Origin of the sequence: Streptomyces sp. 3N207 (assembly GCF_052246355.1) — a bacterium.
Lineage (GTDB): Bacteria > Actinomycetota > Actinomycetes > Streptomycetales > Streptomycetaceae > Streptomyces.
Genome location: NZ_JBQQBV010000005.1, coordinates 318,194 through 334,404 on the forward strand (window position 1 = coordinate 318,194; position 16,211 = coordinate 334,404).

Consider the following 16,211-nt stretch of genomic DNA (forward strand, 5'->3'; position numbering starts at 1 on the left):
CGCTCCGCCCCGGCCGGCCGCCCAGCCGGCCGGGGCACCGTCCCCCCGACCATGGCCTCCCTCAGTGTCCTGAGGGCCTGGGAGGTATCACCATCGGCGAGGAAAGCCCATGACCACGCTCGTCCATGCCCCCACGAAGACCGACCGACCACCCGTCCGCCCCGCCAGACCCACGGGCGACCGGAAGTGGCGGCGGCGTATCCCGCTGCTGCCGGCCCTGATCTTCACGATCATCGTCACGCAACTGCCGTTCGTGGCCACGCTCGTCATCTCGACCTTCCAGTGGAACATTCTGCGGCCGGGCGACCGCCGCTTCACCGGACTGTCCAACTACACGTTCGTCTTCACCGACGCGCGGCTGCGTTCCGCGGTGCTCAACACCGTCGTACTCACCGCGTCCGTGGTGATCCTCAGCGTGCTCATCGGCCTGGGCCTGGCGCTGCTGCTCGACCGCCGTTTCCTCGGCCGGGGCCTGGCGCGCACTCTGCTCACCGCACCGTTCCTGGTGATGCCGGTGGCCGGTGCGCTGTTGTGGAAGCACGCCCTCTACAACCCTGACTACGGGCTCCTCAACGGCACCCTGAACGCCGTCTACCGGTTCTTCGGCGCCGCCAACGGCCCCACCGTCGACTGGGTGTCGAACTTCCCCATGCCGGCCGTGGTGATCGCGCTGGTGTGGCAGTGGACTCCGTTCATGATGCTCATCCTGCTGGCCGGCCTTCAGGCCCAGCCCGGCGACGTGCTCGAGGCCGCCCGGGTCGACGGGGCCTCGGCGTTGCAGACGTTCCGTCACATCACGCTGCCTCACCTGCGGCAGTACATCGAGCTGGGCATCGTGCTCGGCAGCATCTTCGTGGTGCAGACCTTCGACGCGGTCTTCACCATCACGCAGGGCGGGCCGGGCTCCCGGACCACCAACCTGCCCTACGAGATCTACCTGACCATGTTCCGCAAGTTCGAGTACGGCCAGGCCGCGGCCGCCGGCGTCGTCGTGGTGATCGGCTCGATCGTCATCGCGACGTTCGCCCTGCGTACCGTCGCCTCCCTGTTCCGTGAGGAGGCGTCCCGATGACCGCCCGGACGACCGCCCTGGCAGCCTCCGGCACCGTCGCCCGGAGAGTTCTGCGCCGTCGACGTCACGACGACCCCGGGCAGGCCCCGCGCCTGTCACCGCTGTGGACCTTCGTCGCATGGCTCGCCACCCTGGCCTTCTTCGCCCCGGTGGCCTGGATGGTGCTCACCTCCTTCCACCAGGAGGCCGACGCCGCGACCAACCCGCCCAGCCTCTTCGCGCCGTTCACCCTGGATCAGTACTCGCTCCTGCTGGAGCGGGACATCACCCCGTACCTGCTCAACTCGGCCATGGCCGCCGTCTTTTCGACCCTGCTGGTCCTCGTCCTGGCGGTGCCGGCGGCCTACGCGCTGTCCATCAAGCCGGTCGAGAAGTGGACCGACGTGATGTTCTTCTTCCTGTCGACGAAGTTCCTCCCGCTGATCGCGGCACTGCTGCCGATCTACGTGATCGTCAAAGACGTCGGGATGCTGGACAACATCTGGACGCTCGTCATCCTCTACACCGCCATGAACCTGCCGATCGCGGTATGGATGATGCGGTCGTTCCTCGCCGAGGTGCCCAAGGAAATCCTGGAGGCCGCCGAGGTGGACGGCGCCGGACTGCCCACTGTGCTGCTGCGGGTCGTCGCACCGGTCGCCATGCCGGGACTCGCCGCCACCTCGCTGATCTGCTTCATCTTCAGCTGGAACGAGTTCCTGTTCGCGGTCAACCTCACCGCGACCCAGGCATCCACCGCGCCCGTGTTCCTGGTGGGCTTCATCACCAACGAGGGCCTCTTCCTGGCCCGGCTGTGCGCGGCAGCCACCCTGGTGTCGCTGCCCGTCCTCATCGCCGGGTTCGCAGCGCAGGACAAGCTGGTGCGCGGCCTGTCCCTGGGAGCCGTCAAGTGAGGGCCGCCGTCATCGCCGAGCCGGGCAAGGCGGAGCTCGCAGCCGTCGACGCCACCGGCAACGCCCAGGCCGGCGGGCAGCTGCCGCAAGACCCAGATCCAGCCCGGCCTCGCCACCGCGTGAACGCCCTAGCCGAACGGAACTCCGCCACCATGTCCCAGCAGATCCGCCGCGTGCTCGTCCGCTCCCTCGACGACATCACCATCGAGCAGGTGCCGGCGCCCGTACCCGGAAGTGACGAACTCCTGGTCCGTGCGACGGTCGTCGGCGTGTGCGGCTCCGACACCCATGCCGCGGCAGGCCACCACCCGTTCATCGACCTGCCCTACCGTCCCGGCCACGAGGCGGTCGGCGTGGTGGCCGCGACGGGCGAGGGAGCCGAGGACTTCGCTCCCGGCGACCGGGTCATCATCGAACCGAACCTGTACTGCGGTACGTGCCCCCAGTGCCGCTCCGGCCGCTACAACATCTGCCAGGAACTGAAGGTGTTCGGCTGCCAGACGCCCGGCGCCATGACGGACCTGTTCACCATCGCCGCCGACCGGGTCCACCGCGTCCCCGACGGCATGACCGACATCGAGGCCGCCCTCGTCGAGCCGCTGGCCACCCCCGTAAACGCCGTGGCGAAGGCCGGCGACCTCACCGGCCGCACTGTCGCCGTGCTCGGCGCCGGCCCCATCGGCCTGCTCACCCTCATCGCCGCCCGGCACGCAGGCGCCGCCCGGATCGCCGTCACCGACCCACTGGAAAGCAAGCGGGACCGCGCACTGCGCCTAGGCGCCGCCGTGGCCGTGCCCGCCGAAGCGCCCGACCTGGCCGAACAGGTCCACTCGGTGCTCGGCGGGCCCGTCGACGTCGTCTTCGACTGCGTGGCCCGGGAGCAGTCCATGGCCCAGGCCGTCGACCTGGTGGCCAAGGGCGGCCATGTCGTCGTCGTGGGCGTGGGAGCCGCCGGTACGACCCCGATCCGCCTGGACCTGGTCCAGGACCGGGAGATCCGCATCGAGGGCACCCTGATGTACACCGCCGAGGACTACCGCACCGCCATCTCGCTGATCGCCTCGGGCGCCGTCGACGTCGGCGAAATGGTCACCGCCACCTACGGTTTGGGGGACGCAGGCAAAGCCTTCGCCGCCGCGGTGGACCCGGAACACGTGAAGGTCCTGGTCACCGTGGCGGGCCCGTAAGTGGTGCACAGACACCCGGGCCGGTCTCCCCGCGGCGGGCAGGCCGGCCGCAAGCCGACGGCCCTGTGCGAGACTTCGAAGCCGCAATCGTCCGGCCCGGCCCAGTCCGGCCGGCCACCTGACGCAGACCGGAAGCGAACGGGAAGGAGGACCGCAGTGCCCACCAGGACACGGCTGTCGCAGGCCGCTGTCGAGGAACGACGTCAGGCCGTTCTGCGGTACGTCGTCGATCACGGCGAGACCCGCATCGACGACCTTGCCGAGCACTTCGACGTCAGCCTGATGACGATGCACCGCGACCTCGACGACCTCGCCAAGCGTGACCTGCTCCGCAAGGAGCGAGGCAGGGCCGTCGCCTTCCCCGCCCTCACCATGGAAACCGCCACCCGGTTCCGCGAGGGCGCCGGTCTGCAGGACAAGACCGTACTGTGCAAGGCCGCCGTCGACCGCATCAAGCCCGGCAGCACGGTGCTCATGGATGACTCCACCACCCTTTACCCTCTGGCTCCCGCCCTCGCCCGACTCGACCAGCTCACCGTCGTCACCAACTCGGTGGGCCTGGCGCAGCGCCTGGGGTCCGCCCCCGGCGTGCACGTCACCCTGCTCGGCGGGCGCTATCACGGCGACTTCAACTCCTGCACCGGACCCGCTGTCACTCGCGCCCTGTCCCGGATAAACGCCGACCTCGCTTTGATGTCCGCCACCGCCATCCGTTCCGGCCAGCTCTTCCACCCCTTGAACGAGTACGCCGAAGTGAAGCTGGCCATGCTCGCCTCCGCGGAACGATCCCTGCTGCTGGTGGACCATTCGAAGTTCGGCAAGACCGCCACGTACGGCTACGGCAGCGTGGCCGAATACGAGACGGTCATCACCGATTCCCGAACCCCCGACGCAGAGGTCGCGGCCGTACGCGGCTTCGAAGTCCCCGTCGAGGTGGTCGACCGCGGAGAAGCTTCCCCGTGATACAGAGCCTGTTCGAAACTCCCAGCACCTACCGGCTGACCGCCGCCGAGATGGCCGCTCCGCTCCCGCGGGTCGAAGCGGTGCTCTTCGACTTCAGCAACACGATCTTCCAGATGATCGACCTGGAGACGTGGCTGCGCCGGGTCGGGGAGTCCTCGGGGCGCCTGGCCGTGCTGGACGAACCCGGCGCGGTGGCCGAGATCTCCCGGCAACTGCGCACGGCGTTCCGGCTGCCCGCGGTCATCGCCCTCCAGGAAGGCCGGGACCTCTCTGCCGAACGGCACCGCCGCGCCATGTGGGGATGGTGGCGGCACGTGGACTTCCTACGCGGCGCTGAGGAGGCGGCCTACCAGCAGCTCACCGCCCCGGACGCCTGGGTCCCCTATCCCGACACCGGGCCCACCCTGCACGCCCTGTACGATCGCGGACTGCGCATCGGCATCGTGAGTGACTTCGCCTGGGACCTGCGGACCCACCTCGCCCACCACGGGCTGGACGCCCTGATCGACGGCTGCGTCATCTCCTACGAGCAGGGCCGCGAGAAGCCCGACGCCCAACTGTTCCTCAAGGCGTGCGCCGACCTCGGAGCCGAGCCCCGCGCCGCGTTCATGGTCGGCGACAACCCGGTCCGCGACGGCGGCGCGGCCACCTGCGGGCTGCGCACCTACATCCTCCCGTCCGAGAACCGCACCGGCGAGCGTGGTCTGGCCGACGTCCTCCGGCTCGTGAGCTGACAGCCACCCGGCCGCCCGTTCCTGCTGCTCATGTACGTCCTGGCGTTCTGGACCGGGAGCGGGACATGCTCAGATCTTGACGGCGGTGAGCTTCTCCGGGTTGCGGACGCAGTAGACGGCCGTCACGGCACTGCCGCGTACCTCGATCGAGGTCACCTGGTCGAGTACGCCGTCGATGAGCACCGCGACGGAGTGCATCCCGTTGTAGGTGCCGATGCGGATGTCGAGTTCGCCCATGCGGGCGCCCTTGGCCAGGAGGCCGAGGAGCAGCCTGGCCACCTTGTCGGGCCCGGTCACGGGGCGCCGCACCGCGTTCACGATCCCGCCGCCGTCGCCCAGGAACACCACGTCGGGTGCGAGCAGGTCCATCAGACCTTGGACGTCACCGGTAGCGGCCGCCGTCAGGAACTGCTCGGCAATCGGCCGTGCCTCAGCCGGTGCGGCGACGGCGGTGTGCCGCCTGGCGCGCACGCTGTTGCGGGCGCGCTGGTTCAGCTGCCGCACCGCGGCCTCGGACTTGCCCACCGCGGCGGCGATCTCCGGGTAGTCGAACGCGAACACCTCTCGCAGCACGAACACCGCGCGCTGGGTCGGGGTAAGGGTCTCCAGCACCAGCAGCATCGCGGTGGTCACGGCCTCGCCGGTGAGCACATGGTCGACGGCGTCGGATGCGTCGCCGGCAGCGTCGGTCACCAGCGGCTCGGGCAGCCACGGCCCCACGTACTGCTCCCGGCGGCGGACGGCCGACCGCAGTACGCCGAGCGCCTGCCGGGTGACGATCTGCGCGAGATAGGCCCGCGCGTTCTCCACCGAGGTGTGGTTCACCGACCGCCACCGCAGGTAGCTGTCCTGCAGGACGTCTTCGGCGTCGGCCACCGATCCGAGGATCTCGTAGGCGATCGAGAACAGCAGGGCCCGGTGCGCGGTGAACTCGTCCCCGGGGCCCGGCTGTTCCGTCACTTCGGGCCCCGCAGCCAGGAGTAGATGGCGGTGCGGGCGCCGAACTTCGCGTAGCGGCAGACTCGCTCCTTGGCCGCGGCCGCGGTGCGCCCGGCGAAGTAGAGCCGCCGCACTGTGTCGTCCCTGCGGCCGGACTGCAGCAGCCCGTCGCGCCGGCCCAGGCTCAGCGCCTGTCCGGTGTACCCCATGGAGTAGGGCTCGGGTGTACGGCCTTCGATCACCCGCGCCAGCGTATCCGCTGCGTGCGCCCCTTGAGGCATGGCCGTCGCACAGGCCGCCCGTGCGCCGGGGACCGCCGCGCAGTCACCGACGACGAAGATCCGCGGGTCGGTCACGCTGCGCAGATGCTCGTCGACCACCGCACGCCCGTCGGCATCCACCTCCAGCCCACTACGGGCGGCCAGGTCGGGCACGCCCCCGATGATCGCCCACAGTGTGAGGTCGGAGGTGAACTGCGGGCGTGAGTGGAGCAGCACCCTGTCGCCTCCTCCCTCCCCGGCGCCCGGGTCGATCTGCGCGACGGAGTCCTCCACGATCTCCACGTTCAAGCGGTCCAGGCCGGTCCGCACACGCTTCTGCGCCCCCGCCGACAGGCTCGCGGCGATCGTCTGTCCCACGATCCGCACGCGGAGGTCGGGCCGGCCGAAGGCGATCTCGGCTGCCGTCTCGATGCCCGTCAGCCCGCCACCGACAACGGTGACCGCCCTTCCGCCGGGCAGCCCGGCCAGCGCGGCCCGCGCCTCCTCCGCGCCCTCCCAGGTCCCCACCGGAACGGTGCCCTGCAGCGGTGCGACTGTGCTGCCCACCGCGAGGAACAGGTGGTCGAAGTCGAGACTCGACCCGTCGCCGAGAGCGACCTGGCCGTCGCCGATCTTGTCGACGGTGTCCAGCCGCGTTGTGATCCCTTCGCGCAGCATCGAGGTCAGCGGGGTCGCCGCGGCACTGGTCCCGGCGACCTGCTCATGCAGCCGCACCCGCTCGACGAAGTCCGGACGGGGGTTGATCACCGTGATCTCCGCCGACTTCACCTTCTTGGCCAGCCGATTCGCCGCGATCGTCCCCGCGTAGCCGGCGCCCACCACCACGACCCTCATGTGTGCCTCCCGTTGTGCGATCAGTTCACACACGGGATGCAGCCCACCGCGCGCCCGTGACGGACGGGCCGAGTGATCTGCGTCACTGCGTCACTGAATGGGTCCGCAGTTCCGTGACGTCTTCAGACGTGGTCCCGCGGAATGGTCCATCCCCAGTTGCGGGACCGTACCCGGCGGTTGTCCTCGTAGGCATCCATGGTGGCGTGCAGATAGAAGTTCGACTCGTCCGAGGTCAGCACGGTGCGGGTCGCGGTGTGCACGTCCCAGCCATCGCGGGCGAAGCCCATGACCCACTCGATCTCGCCGCGTACCGATCCGAAGTCGTCGCCGGTCCAGCTGTAGCGCTCGAAGGCGCGGCGGGTCACCCGCAGATCGATGTCCTCCATGTACATCACGCCGAGGTCCTTGACGACTTCCAGCGCCGACCCGTAGTCGACAAGATCACGCGAAACCGTCCAGCGGTGCTCACCCGGCCGGATCACCTTGCTCGACAGCGGTGGCGCGCCTTCGGGGGCCCCGAACAGCGGTGTCGGCAGCTCTCCGGGTTCGACGATCGAGCGGATCGGCAGTTCAAGCTCGCTCTCGGTCGGATGCACGGTCATCCGCACCGGCTCCGGCGGCGGCCACGCCAGCGGCCAGTACGAGGTCGACAGTGCGATCCGGATCCGGTGGCCCGCCGGAAATGCCTGCGCCACACCGTTGAGCTGGACGCCCACGCGGTAGTGCTCACCGGGTTGGAGGGCCTCGGGCTCGGCATGCCCGTTCCGGTGGGTGAGATTGAGCAGCCCGTACGTCGCCCGCGTCGCACGTCCGTCCGGTGCGACATCCGAGAGCCGGACCGCGATCATCGCCACCGGGCGGTCCACCTCCAGCGTCGCGTACAGCACCGGCCCGCCGAGTATCTCGCAGCGCTCGGTCAACGGCTCGCTCTCGAAGACCAGCGAACCGCCGTCCTCCTCGCGCTGGTCGTAGGGCAGGTCGGGAGGCGCGTTGTAGGAGCACCACTTCCCGGCGAACTGGCCCACCGACAGCGGTGACTCCACACTCAGCGGCGGTGACTCGAGCCGCTCACCGGGCTGTCCGATCCGATGGTCGCCCAGTGGGTACCGGACCCGTCGGACATGCGGCGAGAGCCACTTGGGTTCCCCCACCCAGCGCCCGGGACGCTGGTCGTAGGAGGTGGACGGCGGCATGCTCTCCTGCATCCACGTGCAGAGCATCGGCTCGCCCATCACGCCGTTCTCCTCGTCCTTGAGCCAGTGGTCCCACCAGCGCACGAGTTGCTGCAGGAAGCCGATGGCGGGGCCGGGCACGCCGAGGTGCGGGTACTTGTGCGACCACGGGCCGATCAGCCCCCGGCGGGGCACCTTGAGCCGCTCCATCAAGCGGAAGACGGCGTTGGAGTAGCCGTCGGCCCAGCCGCTGACGGCGAGCACCGGGCAGGCGATGTCGGAGTAGTCCTCGCAGACGGAACCGTGCTGCCAGTACTCGTCGCGCCGCTGGTGGTTCAGCCACTCGGCCAACCACGGGCTCATCCCGTCGAGCCGCTCGTACCACATTTCCCGCCACCGGGAGCCGACCACCTGGGGGTCCGGCGGGCACGAGGTGTAGGCCAACATCGTCGAGGCCCAGGAGAGGTTGTCGCTGAGCAGGCACCCGCCCATGTAGTGCACGTCGTCGGCGTAGCGGTCGTCGCTGAAACAGAGCGCGGCTACCGCACCGAGCCCCGGGGGGCGGCGCGCGGCCAGTTGCAGAGCGTTGAAGCCGCCCCAGGAGATGCCCATCATTCCGGTGCGGCCGTTGCACCAGGGCTGCTTGGCCATCCAGGCGAGGATGTCCTCGCCGTCCCGGAGCTCCTGTTCGAGGTACTCGTCGCTGAGCAGCCCCTCGGAGTCACCGCTGCCCCGCAGATCCGCCCGCACGCAGGCATAACCGTGCCCCGCGATATAGGGATGGTTGATCGAGTCTCGGAGGGCGGTCAGATCGCGCTGGCGATAGGGGATGAATTCCAGGATCGCCGGGACCGGTTCGGTGTCGGAGGCGAGTGGCCGCCAGATGCGCGCGGCCAGCCGGGTACCGTCCCGGGTCGGGATCCAGACGTGCTCCTCCTGCTTGATGGCGTGGGGTGAGGAGCTGACCTCCTTCATTCCCGCAGCCCGCATGCGGCTCTCCTACTCGTCGAGTTCGAACGGCAGCAGTTCCAGACAGCGCTGGTACTTCTCGTTGAGCCCGGTCTCGTCGTCGGCCCCGATGTAGAAGGCCGCCAGCTCGTAGCTGTAGCTGTCCTGCGAGGGCAGGTCGGACAGCCGCCTGCCCTCCTTCGCGACGATGTCGACGATCGTGTCGGGCACCTCGCGCCGCACCCGGGAGATCTCGTCCCCGGTCGGGCACCGTCGCACGTACGCGTCGGAGAACCGCCGCAGGAACCACTTCGCGGCGACCCTGTACGGGCCCTGGCGGAACGGCAGCGTGGGCTTATGGCCGAGCGCGAGGCTGACCATGGACTGATAGTTGGGCAGGCCGTCGACATATTCGAACAGGGGTGCGTGCGACTGGGACAGTCTCGGGTTGACCTCGACGATGTTGATCCGGTCCCGTTTCTGATCCCAGAAGTACTCGATGTTGAACGTCGAATTGTTCAGGCCGATCTGCCGCACGACCCGGCCGGCGACGTCGATCATCCGCTCGGCCACCTCGGCCGGCGCCGAGGACGGGTACTGGTACCGCAGGAAGCTCGACGTGCCGGGATACAGGAGGGAGTCGATCACCCCGTACACATGGACCTTGCCGTCCCGGCAGTAACCCTCCACCGTGATCTCGTGGCCGGAGATCTCCTCCTCTGCCAGGCATGCCTGGCCGCCGGCCTTCGCCACCTCCGGCGGGAGGTCCAGCATCGAGAGTACGGAGTCGAACGCCGACCCGACCCGGCTGATGCCCTCCCTGATCCGCCTGGCCGCGTCGGTGAACTGCTCGAGATCCTCCGCTTTGAACGCCAGCTCGGACGAGTAGGACTTCACCGGCTTGAGCCACATCGGGAAGCCCACCCCCGCCGGCGGCTTCGGATTGTCGAGATCCACCAGGGCGAAGGGCGGGTGCGCGCCGCAGACCTTCTGCTGTTCCAGCCGACTCCAGTACTTGTCCTCGCACTTGACGACCGCTTCCAGCGGGGCGGACGGCAGGCCGTGGCGTTGGCACAGGATCGGCACCATCGAGCTCACCGGGAAGTCCCAGTAGCCCACGATCGCGTCGATCGACCCGTCGAAGGCATCCAGCCTGCTCTCCGCCTTCTCCAGCAGGCCGCGTAGCGGCACCGGTGCACCGTGCATCAGCTCCTCCCGGCCGAGCAGCGCGTGGAAGCGGCACCCGGCGAGGAGCGGGAGGGCGTGCAAGTCGTGCAGGAGCTCGCGATTGCGCTCGTCGAGGCCCAGCACAAAGACATTCTCCGCCCGGCCGCATATAGCTGACATATCGGAAATATTACGCCCGCCCTGTTCGGCCTGCACGTGCGTTCGGCGCTTGCTCCACGCCACTCAGGGAGCTGGTGCCGGGTCGCACGAGCTCCGTCGGGGAGGTGCGCGGGGCGCGGGGTGCTGTCGCGAGATCGTCCGCTCCGTCAGCGATGTCGCCGCTGCCATCGACCAAGCCGAACCCGGGAATGGCCGCGGTTGACGGGGCCCGGATTCGCGGTCGTCACACAAGGTAATCGCGGTCGACATCTTGTCGTGCCTCGCAGCGCAGTGCTAGACAGCTCCTGAACAGAGGTGAGGAACCTTGAGCAGGCGTGCAAACCGCGCCTCGGGATCGTCTGGTTCCTCCCGTTGCATCCCGTGAACCGTCGGCTCTCCAACCTCCCAGGGACCGGCCCCGAGTCTCCTTCGCCCGGCCATGGAGCGGGCGAGCTTTCCCATTCCCGCTCAGAGAAGCATCGAGCCTCCCTATCCCCGCTCATGAAAGAGAGGAGGGGCCGAGGTGATTGCCTTCGCTGCCGCCAACCTGGCCGCGTCAACGCCAAAGGATGAGAGCGATAATCCCGTCATCCAGGGCGCGGTCTGGATCGGCTCCCATTTCATCGGCCTGTTCAACGAGGCCGGAAAGCAGTTCACCGGTCTGGTGACCGGCATCCTTCCCACCCTGATCGTTCTGCTCACCGCGATGTATGCGCTGGTGACGTTCATCGGCGAGAAGCGCGTCACCCGGGCCGTCCAGTGGTCCTCCCGCTGGTGGATCACTCGCTACAGCCTGATGCCGGTCCTCGCCGTGCTGATGCTCACCAACCCGATGTGCTATTCGTTCGCCCGGTTTCTGCCCGAGCGGTACAAGCCGGCCTTCTACGATTCGGCGGTCTCCTTCGTCCACCCCGTGACCTCGTTCTTTCCCTACGCCAATGCCGGTGAACTTTTCGTCTGGCTGGGGATCGCCAACGGAGTGCAGAAGCTGGGCCTGTCCACCGTCCCGCTGGCGCTGTCCTACCTCGCCACCGGCGTCGTGGTGATCTTCATCAGGGGCGTGGTCACCGAATGGATCACTCGCATCCTGATCAAGAGAACCGGCCGCACCGAAATCTTCCGCAGATTCGACGAGGAATTCACCACCGCCGGCGGCGGCAGCGGTGGGCTCACGGCGGCTGGAGGAACGCGATGACCACGACCGACCAGAGCCCGCGCACATATCCCTCGGTGTTCGTCCGCAAGGGCACCGGCGGCTGGGGGAGAGGGCTCACGCTGCGCCGTACCGAAACCCGTAACAAGGTCCTTTCGGTGACGGGAGGAGGTATTCATCCGGTCGCCCAGCGGATCGCGGAGCTGACCGGGGCCGAGGCGATCGACGGGTTCCGGGTCAATGTGCCCGACGAGGAAATCATCTGCGCAGTGATCAACTGCGGCGGCACCGCACGGATCGGCGTCTACCCGCGCAAGCGCATCCCGACCGTCGATGTCTATCCCGGCGCCCCCGGCGGGCCGCTTGCCCAGTTCATCACCGAGGACATTTTCGTCTCCGACGTGGGATTGGACGAGGTGGTGGCGCAGGAGGGCCAGAGCGACAGCGCCGATGCGGACGCCGCGTCGGACGTACCGACCGGCCGGGACGACGACGAAGAACCGGCCGCAGCCCGGGAAGCCGTCGCGGAACCGGCGGAAGAGGGCGGCGGCGGACGGTTCTCCCGAATATCGAACGGCTTCATCAAGTTCAGTTCGGGCATCGGCTACGCGGTGAACACGATGCTGGCCTCGGGCCGGCAGTCGATCACTCTGACGATCAGCACCATCCTGCCGTTCATGGCGTATGTGAGCCTGCTGCTGGGCTTCGTCACCTACACCGGCGTCGCCGAGGCGATGGGTGAGGGCCTCAAGCCGCTGGCCGGGAACCCCATCGGGCTCATCGTCCTCGGGGCTGTGGCGGCTCTTCCCTTCCTGTCCCCGATCCTGGGGCCGGGAGCCGCGATCGCCCAGGTCGTCGGCGTTCTGATGGGCACACAGATCGCTTCCGGAGCGGTCCCCGTGGAGTACGCCCTGCCCACCCTGTTCGCCATCAACGGCCAGGTCGGCTGCGACTTCATCCCCGTCGGCCTCGCCCTGGGTGAGGCCAAGCCCGAGACGGTGGCGGTCGGTACGCCGGCCGTTCTCCTGAGCCGTCAGATCACTGCACCGCTGGCCGTCGTCATCGCCTGGCTCGTCAGCTTCTGGATGTACTGATGAAAGATTCCTATTACACCAGCACGGTCCTGCGCGTCGGCGACGAGGCCGCGGACCTCATCACAGGTGGCCTCCTCATCCTTTTCGGCGAGCCGCTGCCCAGCGATCTGGAAAGCCTGAGCGTGGTGCACAGCCCGGTCGGCAAGCCGGCCCTCGAGATGCGACCGGGCGACGAAGTCCTGCTCGGTGACACACAGTTGACCATCACCGCGGTGGGGGATCTCGCCCAGGAAAACCTGGCCACGCTGGGACACATCGTCATCTATGTCGATCCCGACCCCGCAGCCGGCCTGCTTCCCGGAGCAGTGCACGCGAAGGGCCGACTCGAAGTCCCGCCGCCGGGAGCCGAACTGAGGCTCGCCCGCGCGTGAAGCAGCCGAGCGGCCAGGAAGGAGAGCAGCACTCCATGAACGGCGCGGCGGCGGCCAGCACGGTCCGCCGTCGCCACTCCCTTCGTCTGCCGCAGATCCCTGGCCTGTCGGCCGGCTCGTCCCTCAAGTCCGAGGCCGAGCCGGGGCCGGCTGCCCACTCCCCTCGTGGGCACGGGGCCGAAACCGAAGGCCGCTGAGAAGAGGACTGATGGAACAACTTCCCTTGGCGCTGCTGCTGCTCGGCGCCTTCGTGGTGTCGATGGTGTCGAGCCTGGCGCAGCACCGCTACTACATGCGCACCGTGAACCGGCTCACTGCCGAGGAACACCGTGCGGGCGTCACTCTCGTCTCCGGACGTGCCACCGGGCGATTCCGCGGAGCTGTGGTGCTGTTGCTCGTACGGCAGAGCGACGAGGTCGTCGAACGTGCCCTGGTGATGCAGGGGATTTCGATCCTCGCCCGCTTCCGCGAAAGCCCTCAGCTGTCCGGCCAGTTGCGTACGGCGTCCTCCCGAGCCGCCTCGGCCGCCTCGGCTCGTGCGGTGGAGGACGCCCGCGACCGCTACCGCCGGATGCGGTCGGGCGGTAAGTCCTTGCGCAGCGCCGTCGGCGGGACGAGGACGGCACGCTGAGCGACAGGTATCCCGGCCGGTCGAGGTGATCGCCGTTGCCACCGGACCTGAGCGTTCCGGTGGCAACGGCGAACACCGGACGAAGACAGCGAGCGCTGCGATCCCGCACGAGACGAGCCCTTGTCCCGGGAACGGCATGCGTGCTACCAAAGGAATCACTTAAGTGCATACAGTTTGCACGAATGTGCAAATGGCGCCCGCCGGTGGACACCGACAGGGCACAGGAAGGACCGGAGCATGAGCTACATCGATCAGTTGCGGCAACGCGAGTTGGAGCTCGGGCGACCGGTCCGGGTGGGCCTGGTCGGCGCCGGACAGATGGGCCTCGGCTTCGTCGCCCAAGTGACGCGCATACCGGGCATGGAGATCTCCGCGATCGCCGACATCGCTCCGGAACGCGGTCACGAGGCGTTCCGGCGCTCCCAGCGGGGAGTGGCGCTCTCCGGCGGCACGCCTGACGAAAGGGCCGCGGCCGTGCTGCGCGGCCGGCCGGTCGTCGTCACCGACGCGCTCGACCTCGTCGCCCTGCCGATCGACATCATCGTGGACGCCAGCGGTGTGCCGGACGTCGGTGCGTCGGTCGGCTTCTTCGGACTTCTGGCGGGCAAGGACATCGCGCTGCTCAACGTGGAGTGCGACGTGACGATCGGCCTGCTGCTCACGACGGTTGCGCAGCAGACGGGCCGGGTCTACACGGTCTGCCGGGGCGACGAACCCGTGGAGTGCAAGCTTCTGGTGGAGTACGTGCGGGACATCGGGTTCGACGTGGTCTGCGCAGGCAAGGGCAAGAACAACCCCCTCGACCCGACGGCGACCCCCGAGGCGCTGGCCGAACAGGCCGAGGCGAAGCACATGAACCCCAAGATGCTGGCCAGCTTTGTCGACGGCTCCAAGACGATGATCGAGATGGTCGCGCTGGCCAATGCGACCGACCTGCAGATCAGCCAGCGCGGTATGACGGGGCCCCGCGTAACGGTCGAGGACCTGGCCTGGGCGTTCCGCCCCGAGGAAGACGGGGGAGTGCTCCCCGGCACCGGGGTGGTCGACTACTGCACCGGCCCGGTCGCGCCAGGGGTGTTCGTCATCGGCCACTGCACCGATCCGGTCGTCACCGCCGAGATGAAGTACCTGACGATGGGAGAAGGCCCCTACTACGCCTTCTACCGGCCCTTCCACCTGGCCAGCGTCGAAGCCCCGCTCTCGGTGGCCGAGGCGGTGCTGGAACGCACCCCGAGCCTCGCCCCCACAGTGTGGAACGCCGAGGTGGTCGCGGTCGCCAAGCGTGATCTGCGTACCGGCGAACGCGTCGACGGCATCGGCGGATCCACGGTGTACGGCCTCGCCGAAAGCGCCAAGACGACCGCCGACCAGGATCTGGTACCCCTCGGACTGGTCAGTGGAGCCGAGGTACTGCGCGACGTCCCGGCCGGAACCGTTCTCACCTCCCAGGACGTACGGATCGACCAGAACACCATGATCGCGACGCTACGGCGCCTGCAGGACCGGCTGCTGGCCGGGCAGCGGATCGACCTGCCGGTAGCGGGCCCGACCGAGTCCCTGGCCGCATGAGGAGGAACCGGATCCCTGGCCGCATGACGAGGAACAGGGTTCCTGGCTGCATGAGGAGGAACGAGCCATGGATCTGATCAAGGACGCCGAGGCCGCCCGCTCCGCACTCACCACGATGTGGACGATCCGCCGGTTCGAGGAAGCCGTCGACGACCTGTTCGCCCGCGGCATGATGCACGGCACCATGCACCTGTCGATCGGTCAGGAGGCCGTACCGGTCGGTGCCTGTGCCGAACTTCGGGACGGCGACTACATCACCTCCACGCACCGCGGCCACGGACACTGCATCGCCCGCGGCGCCCGGCTCGACCGCATGATGGCCGAACTGCTCGCCAAGGAAACCGGCTACTGCCGTGGCCGTGGGGGATCCATGCACATCGCCGACGTGGCGACGGGCAACCTCGGGGCCAACGGCATCGTCGCCGGCGGTGTCCCCATCGCGACGGGCGCCGCGCTGGCGAGCAAGCTGCGCGGTGAACAGCGGGTCGCGCTGAGCTTTTTCGGGGACGGCGCCGTCAACGAGGGGGCGTGGCACGAGGGGGTCAACCTCGCCGCAGTCTGGGATCTGCCCGTGGTGTTCATCTGCGAGAACAACAACTACGGCATGTCGATGTCCGTACAGCGTGCCTTCCGCGTGGAACACCTGGCCGAGCGCGCCGCCGGCTACGGCATCCCCGGCGTGACGGTGGACGGCAACGACGTGCCCGCCGTGCAAGAGGCCGTCCGCACCGCCGTCGAACGGGCCCGGGCGGGCGGCGGCCCCACCTTCGTGGAAGCCGTCACCTACCGGTGGAAGGGCCACTCCAAGAGCGACAAGAACCTCTACCGCACCCGCGAGGAGATCGAACGGTGGCGTGAGCAGGACCCGATCGCCCGCTACGCGGCCACTCTGCTGGACGCCGGCACGATCACCGAGGGCGAGGCCGAGCAGTGCCAGGCCGACGCACGGGAGGCCGTGCGCGAGGCTGTGCGCATCGCGAACGCCGCCCCCGATGCCCGCGCCGCAGAACTCACCTCCGCCGTCTACGCCGACTGACCTCGGAC

General features: G+C 68.7%; 15 protein-coding genes. 11 read left to right on the plus strand and 4 right to left on the minus strand.

Features of this window, described 5'->3' with window-relative positions:
* The first annotated feature begins 109 nt into the window (after window positions 1-109).
* The 5 genes from ACTWP9_RS11020 (at window position 110) to ACTWP9_RS11040 (ending at window position 4,849) form a co-directional block, all read left to right on the plus strand.
* The gene (locus tag ACTWP9_RS11020) at window positions 110-1,072 is read left to right on the plus strand and encodes a carbohydrate ABC transporter permease (protein WP_443245861.1); all 963 of its coding nucleotides are present in this window, start codon (window positions 110-112) and stop codon (window positions 1,070-1,072) included.
* Window positions 1,069-1,965: a carbohydrate ABC transporter permease gene (locus ACTWP9_RS11025; RefSeq protein ID WP_443245862.1), complete on the plus strand. Its 897-nt coding sequence runs from the start codon at window positions 1,069-1,071 to the stop codon at window positions 1,963-1,965. Before ACTWP9_RS11020 ends, ACTWP9_RS11025 begins: the two co-directional genes overlap by 4 nt.
* Window positions 1,962-3,152: a zinc-dependent alcohol dehydrogenase gene (locus ACTWP9_RS11030; protein ID WP_443245863.1), complete on the plus strand. Its 1,191-nt coding sequence runs from the start codon at window positions 1,962-1,964 to the stop codon at window positions 3,150-3,152. The genes ACTWP9_RS11025 and ACTWP9_RS11030 overlap by 4 nt, the downstream gene beginning before the upstream one ends.
* A gap of 156 nt (window positions 3,153-3,308) precedes the next feature.
* A complete protein-coding gene (locus tag ACTWP9_RS11035) occupies window positions 3,309-4,115 on the plus strand; it encodes a DeoR/GlpR family DNA-binding transcription regulator (protein WP_443245864.1) in 807 nt (268 codons plus the stop codon).
* Window positions 4,112-4,849, plus strand: coding sequence for an HAD family hydrolase (locus ACTWP9_RS11040; RefSeq protein WP_443245865.1), 738 nt, complete (start codon window positions 4,112-4,114; stop codon window positions 4,847-4,849). The genes ACTWP9_RS11035 and ACTWP9_RS11040 overlap by 4 nt, the downstream gene beginning before the upstream one ends.
* A 69-nt stretch (window positions 4,850-4,918) precedes the next feature.
* Here ACTWP9_RS11040 and ACTWP9_RS11045 read toward each other — a convergent pair whose 3' ends face one another.
* The 4 genes from ACTWP9_RS11045 to ACTWP9_RS11060 form a co-directional block, all read right to left on the minus strand.
* Window positions 4,919-5,809 carry an RNA polymerase sigma-70 factor gene (locus ACTWP9_RS11045; protein ID WP_443245866.1) on the minus strand — a complete coding sequence of 297 codons (891 nt, stop codon included), beginning with the start codon at window positions 5,807-5,809 and terminating at the stop codon, window positions 4,919-4,921.
* Window positions 5,806-6,903, minus strand: coding sequence for an NAD(P)/FAD-dependent oxidoreductase (locus ACTWP9_RS11050; RefSeq protein WP_443245867.1), 1,098 nt, complete (start codon window positions 6,901-6,903; stop codon window positions 5,806-5,808). Before ACTWP9_RS11050 ends, ACTWP9_RS11045 begins: the two co-directional genes overlap by 4 nt.
* Before the next feature lie 122 nt (window positions 6,904-7,025).
* A complete protein-coding gene (locus ACTWP9_RS11055; RefSeq protein ID WP_443245957.1) occupies window positions 7,026-9,050 on the minus strand; it encodes a CocE/NonD family hydrolase in 2,025 nt (674 codons plus the stop codon).
* 24 nt (window positions 9,051-9,074) lie between these two features.
* Window positions 9,075-10,370, minus strand: coding sequence for an ATP-grasp domain-containing protein (locus tag ACTWP9_RS11060; protein WP_443245958.1), 1,296 nt, complete (start codon window positions 10,368-10,370; stop codon window positions 9,075-9,077).
* A gap of 502 nt (window positions 10,371-10,872) precedes the next feature.
* Here ACTWP9_RS11060 and srlA point away from each other — a divergent pair.
* The 6 genes from srlA to ACTWP9_RS11090 all read left to right on the plus strand — a co-directional run bounded on the left by srlA (window position 10,873) and on the right by ACTWP9_RS11090 (window position 16,203).
* Window positions 10,873-11,544 carry a PTS glucitol/sorbitol transporter subunit IIC gene (srlA, locus tag ACTWP9_RS11065; protein ID WP_443245868.1) on the plus strand — a complete coding sequence of 224 codons (672 nt, stop codon included), beginning with the start codon at window positions 10,873-10,875 and terminating at the stop codon, window positions 11,542-11,544.
* Window positions 11,541-12,596: a PTS glucitol/sorbitol transporter subunit IIB gene (gene srlE / locus ACTWP9_RS11070; RefSeq protein WP_443245869.1), complete on the plus strand. Its 1,056-nt coding sequence runs from the start codon at window positions 11,541-11,543 to the stop codon at window positions 12,594-12,596. Before srlA ends, srlE begins: the two co-directional genes overlap by 4 nt.
* Complete coding sequence (locus ACTWP9_RS11075) at window positions 12,596-12,967, plus strand: PTS glucitol/sorbitol transporter subunit IIA (protein ID WP_443245870.1); 372 nt, start codon at window positions 12,596-12,598, stop codon at window positions 12,965-12,967. Before srlE ends, ACTWP9_RS11075 begins: the two co-directional genes overlap by 1 nt.
* Before the next feature lie 208 nt (window positions 12,968-13,175).
* Window positions 13,176-13,598, plus strand: a complete 423-nt coding sequence (locus tag ACTWP9_RS11080; RefSeq protein WP_443245871.1) for a transcriptional regulator GutM — start codon at window positions 13,176-13,178, stop codon at window positions 13,596-13,598.
* 237 nt (window positions 13,599-13,835) lie between these two features.
* Complete coding sequence (locus tag ACTWP9_RS11085) at window positions 13,836-15,167, plus strand: NAD(P)H-dependent oxidoreductase (RefSeq protein ID WP_443245872.1); 1,332 nt, start codon at window positions 13,836-13,838, stop codon at window positions 15,165-15,167.
* A gap of 67 nt (window positions 15,168-15,234) precedes the next feature.
* Complete coding sequence (locus ACTWP9_RS11090) at window positions 15,235-16,203, plus strand: thiamine pyrophosphate-dependent dehydrogenase E1 component subunit alpha (RefSeq protein ID WP_443245873.1); 969 nt, start codon at window positions 15,235-15,237, stop codon at window positions 16,201-16,203.
* The last annotated feature ends 8 nt before the right edge of the window (window positions 16,204-16,211 follow it).